The sequence below is a fragment of the Methylobacterium bullatum genome (assembly GCF_014845095.1).
In the GTDB taxonomy this organism is placed as follows: domain Bacteria; phylum Pseudomonadota; class Alphaproteobacteria; order Rhizobiales; family Beijerinckiaceae; genus Methylobacterium; species Methylobacterium bullatum.
In genome coordinates, this window is record NZ_NKUG01000148.1 from 1 (window position 1) to 5,020 (window position 5,020).

At 70.9% G+C, this 5,020-nt stretch carries 3 protein-coding genes; all 3 read left to right on the top strand.

All coding sequences use genetic code 11. The annotated features are described in order from the left end of the window. The coding region (locus MBTS_RS19360; RefSeq protein ID WP_192216268.1) for a cellulose biosynthesis cyclic di-GMP-binding regulatory protein BcsB at nt 1-2,320 on the top strand (2,320 nt) is incomplete at its 5' end. Further along, a complete protein-coding gene (locus tag MBTS_RS19365) occupies nt 2,317-3,498 on the top strand; it encodes a family 8 glycosyl hydrolase (RefSeq protein ID WP_147833477.1) in 1,182 nt (393 codons plus the stop codon). The genes MBTS_RS19360 and MBTS_RS19365, both read left to right, overlap by 4 nt. Next, nucleotides 3,483-5,020 (top strand): hypothetical protein (locus MBTS_RS19370; RefSeq protein ID WP_192216269.1); only part of this gene is annotated, 1,538 nt, incomplete at its 3' end. The genes MBTS_RS19365 and MBTS_RS19370, both read left to right, overlap by 16 nt.

Below are 5,020 nucleotides of genomic sequence, written 5' to 3' on the forward strand. Positions count from 1 at the left end.
CGCGCCGGCGCGGCGCTTGGCGGCCACCACCGACGGGTTCCGGATGGAAGGCGAGGAGGCGACGCTGCGCTTTCCCGTCTATCTGACGGAAGCTCAGACGCGGGGCCGCCCGCGCCTGCGCATCTCCTACCTTTCGGCCATCTCGGTGGCGCCGGAAGCCTCGGAACTGACCGTGAGCGTCAACGGCGCCGTGGTCGGCCGCACCAGCATCCAGGCGCCGGGCGCGGTGAAGGTGGTGGAGTTCGAGATACCCGAGGGAAGCCTCAAGCTCGGCTACAATTCCGTCTCCCTGCAGGCGAGCCAGCGCCACCGGGTCGATTGCTCGCTCAACGCAACATACGAGCTCTGGACGCAGATCGACCCGTCGCGCTCAGGCCTCGTGATCGCGCCGGTCGCCGCCGCCAGCCTCGAACTCAAGGATCTCCCCGCCCTCGAACCCGATGACAGCGGTGCCCTGCCGGTCCGGGTGGTGGCGAACGACAAGCCGAACCTGCCCCGGCTCGAACGCATGATCCACGCCGTGGAAGCGGTGGGCCTCATCGGCCGCATCGCTCGCCCCGTGGTCGAGTTCGGCCCGCCCATGACGGGTCGGGCCGGCCTCAACCTCATCGTCGGGACGGCGGCGGAACTGCGGGAGATGCCCGATCTCGAATCGATCGGCGCCACCGGCGGGCCGAGGCTGGTGGTCCTGCCGCCGCGCCCGGACCGGGCGCCGACCCTGGTCGTCAGCGGCACCAGCTACGCCGAGATCGAAGAGGCCATCGCGTCCCTGGCGCGGGGAGGCGAGGTCTACGGCACCCCGGCCGGCCTGAAGGCCGCGTCCCTGGCGCGCGGCACCGTCATGGAGGGGGACGAGACGGTCTCGCTGCAGAGCCTCGGCGTCTCGACCCGCGAATTCTCGGGGCGGCTCCTGCGCACGGCCTTCGATGTCTACCTGCCGGCCGACTTCCTGCCGGCCGACTACGGCAAGGTCATGCTGAACCTGGCGGGCGCCTACGCGTCCGGCCTGACCTCGGAAGCCCGCATCCTCGTGGATCTCAACGGCAGCAATGCCGCCAGCGTGCCCCTGGCCCAGACCCGCGGCGAGGTCTTCGAGAACAATACGATCCCGCTGCCCCTCGCCCGGTGGCGTCCGGGCCTCAACCGGGTCGCGATCATGGCCCAGGTTCCCACCCCGGCGGACGAGACCTGCGGCCTCAACGCCACGGATTCGAAGCGGGAGCGGTTCCTGATCCTCGACCGCGCCAGCCTGTCGATCCCCACCCTTGCACGCGCGGCCAGGATCCCGGACCTCGCCGCGACGACGAGCGGAGCCCTGGCCTTCGTCAAGTCGGAGCGCCGGCCGCGGCTCGTCCTGCCGACCCTCGACAAGGATACGGTGGCCGCCGCCGCGACCCTCGCCGCCAGATTGGCGGGGGCCGCCGGGCGGATGATCGATTTCGAACTCGCCGGCGACCTGCAGGGCGGCTCGTCCGGTCCGACCCTGGTCGTCGGCCCGGTGCGCTCCCTGTCACCCGCGACCCTGTCGGGGCTGGGCCTCGACCCGGACCAGATCAAGTCGATCTGGCAGGCGCGGGCGGAAACGGCGCGGGCTCCCGGTCAGTCGGGCTCGGTGCCGGCGCCGACCCTGGACCGGCTTCGCCGCAACCTGCCGCCGCGCTGCAGTCTTCCCGAACTGATCCTGCGCCCGGCGCCGGTATCGACCCCTCCCGTGGCCTCGGCCGGAGAGACGCGGCGTGCGCCCCAGGCCAGGCTGTCGGACGGGGATCTCGTGACCAAATGGGACGAGACTCTGCGCGCGCGCCATCCCCTCCTCGAGGCGGCGGACGGCGTCGTCGAGCGGGCGGGGGCCTTGGTCAATTCCCTCGTCGGCGATCCCCGCGCGTTGTTCAGCGCGGCACCGTCGACGCCCGCCACCGTCACCGTCCCCCCCGGCGCCAGCCTGCTCATGGCCCAGGGCTTTCCCTCGAAGGCGGCGGTGCAGAGCGGCTTCGACGGGTCGGTCACCGTGGTCACCGCCCCCAACGCCCTGCTGCTCAAGGCCTCGACGGCCTGCCTCGTGGATCCCGAGGTCTGGTCGCGGATCGACGGGCGCTTCGCGTTCCTCGATGCGTCCGACGGCTCCCTCGAGACGGTGGGAGCCCGGAACGTGGACCTCATCGAGACGAAGACCCGCTCCCTCTCCAACATCCGCCTCGTCACCGCCGGGTGGCTGTCGATGAACCCGGCGATCTACGTGGCCCTCACCCTCGGTCTCGCCCTGCTCCTCGGCCTGACGACGACATCGCTGGTGCGCAATATCGGCCGGAAGAACGGATGACCCGCACCATGCGTCCCCTCCCAGGCCTGGCGCTCTGCGCCGCGCTGGCCGTCGTGAGTTCCTGGATCGGTCCCGCGAGGGCGCAGGACGGCGCCTCGCCGGTCCCGCCCGCCACCGCGATCCCCGGCGCCCCCAGCGCGAAAGGCGATGCCATGCCCGGAGCCGCCAAGGCGACGGTTCTCGTCGACTCGCTCAAGAACCCCGATCTCTGGCGCTCCTACCGGTCCCGCTTCGTCACCGAGGCGGGCCGCGTCGTGGACACCGCCAACGGCCTGATCAGCCACAGCGAAGGGCAGGGCTACGGCATGCTCCTCGCCGTGGCCGCCAATGACCGGGTCACCTTCGAACGGCTGTGGGGATGGACCCGCGCCAACCTGATGGTCCGCTCCGACGAGCTGATGGCCTGGCGCTGGGAGCCCGGCAAACGGCCGGCCGTGGCCGATCTCAACAATGCCTCCGACGGCGATGTCCTCGTCGCCTGGGCCCTCACGGAAGCGGCCGAGGCCTGGGACGAGCCCTCGTACCGGGTGGCCGCGCGGCGCATGGCCGTGGAGGTCGCGCGCAAGACCATCCTGTTCAAGGACAAGAACGGGGCGCTGCTGCTGCCGGCGGTCTCCGGCTTCTCCGCCGCGGAGCGCGCGGACGGCCCGCTGATCAACCTCTCCTACTGGGTGTTCCCGGCCTTCGCCCGTCTCCCCATCGTGGCCCCCGAATTCGACTGGGCGGCCCTGACCGCCAGCGGCCTCAACCTGATCCGCCGCTCCCGCTTCGGCACGGCGAAGCTGCCGACCGAATGGATCTCCCTGAAGGGCGACGAGCCGCGTCCGGCGGACGGCTTCCCGCCGCTGTTTTCCTACAACGCCATCCGTATCCCGCTCTACATGGTCTGGGCGGGGGTCGGGCGCCCCAGCGATTACGAACCCTTCGTCGCCCTCTGGTCGGGTCCCGACCGCGAACGTCTGCCCATCGTCGATACCGCCGACGGCCGGACGGTCGAGTCCTTGAGCGAGAGTGGCTACACTGCCCTGTCGGCGCTGCTCTTGTGCGACAGGAAGGGCACGCCGCTGCCCGACGGGTTCGGACGGCCGCAGGGGAACGAGAACTATTACCCGACGACGCTGCACCTCCTGTCGATGGTGGCGCTGCAGATGAGGAATCTGTCATGTCCGGCACGGTGATCCGCGTGAGGGAAAGGCCGGTCACCGCTTCCTCGACGGCGCGCGCGCGCCGGCTTGCGTTGCTATGCGGCGCCTCCCTCGCCGGTCTCTTCCTCGTCACCCCGGCGGCGGCGCAGACCGAGAACCCGGACGAGGCGGCGCGCGCGCCCGCGATCATCGCCGCGCCCGGCAGTTCCGGCGCCGCCGGCATGGTCGACGAGAGCGCCCTGCGCTATTATGCGTCGCAGAAGCAGACGGCACGGATGAAGGCCGAGGCCGCCCGGCTGAAGCAGCTCTATCCCGGCTGGGTCGAGCCCACCGACCTCGACACCCTTCAGCCGAGCCCGCCGGAAGAGGCCCCGCTCTGGGACCTGTTCACCGCCGGGCGTTTCGACGACCTCGACGCGGCGATCGCGGCAAGGCGCGCGGCGGACCCGAACTGGCGCCCGTCCGACGAGCTGTCGCGCAAGCTCCTGCGCGCCAGCTTTCGCAGCCGCCTGAAGGCCCTGACCTCCGCGCGCAAGACGGCGGACATCGTGGCCCTCTACCGGGCCGACCCCTCCGCCCTCGATCCCAGCGACGTGGAGAGTTACTGGACGACCGCCGAGGCCCTGGCCTCCGAGGGGGGCACCGCCGAGGCTCTGGCTCTCTACAAGTCCGTGCTCGACACCAGCAACGACACCGGCGTGCGGTTGGCCACGATCCAGAAGGCGATGGCCACCCTGCCGATGACCATGGCGGAGAAGCTCATCGCCATGGGGCGCGGCGATGCCGAGGGAGGTTCCGAGTTCAAGGCGATCGCCAACGACATCACCCGCGCCCGCATCGTCGCCGATCTCCACGGTGCACCGGCACAGGAGCCGAGCCCGGCGGACATGGCCGCGTTCCAGGCCTATGCCCGCGCCTCCGGCGATTCGAGCCAGACCGGGCTGCTCGGCTGGTACACCTACAACCACCGCCAGTTCCGGGCGGCCCTCGACTGGTTCAAGCTCGCCATCAGCCGTGGCGGCGATGCCATGATCGCCCACGGCCTCGCTCATACCCTGCGCGAACTCGGGATGCTGCGGGAGGCCGAGGAGGTCGCCTATGCCTGGCGGGACAAATATGTCGGCAACAGCATCCTGTTCATCGACCTCATGGGCCGCAAGCTCACACAGGCCAATCCGAGCTTCATCGATCTCGACCGGATCAACCGCTACGCCAAGGTGACCCTGGCCACGGCGTCGGGGGAGGGGGCCGAGGCGCTGGGCTGGTACGCCTACAATTCCTGCCAGTTCGAGGCTGCGCTCGAGTGGTTCCAGCACGCGGTGGCCTGGCTTCCGAGCGAATCCGCCGTGACCGGCTATGCCCTGTCGCTGCAGCGCCTCAAGCGCAAGCAGGACTACCTCACGATCGTCAACCGCTATGACGGCCTGTTCCCCAAGGTGGTGGACCTCCTGTTCCGCGAGGGACCGGCCGGACCGCCCCTGGCCTGCGCGGCCACGGCGGACGCATCCCCGCCCCAGGGCGGGCGCCCGGCACCGGGGGCGCCCGCCCCCGGTGC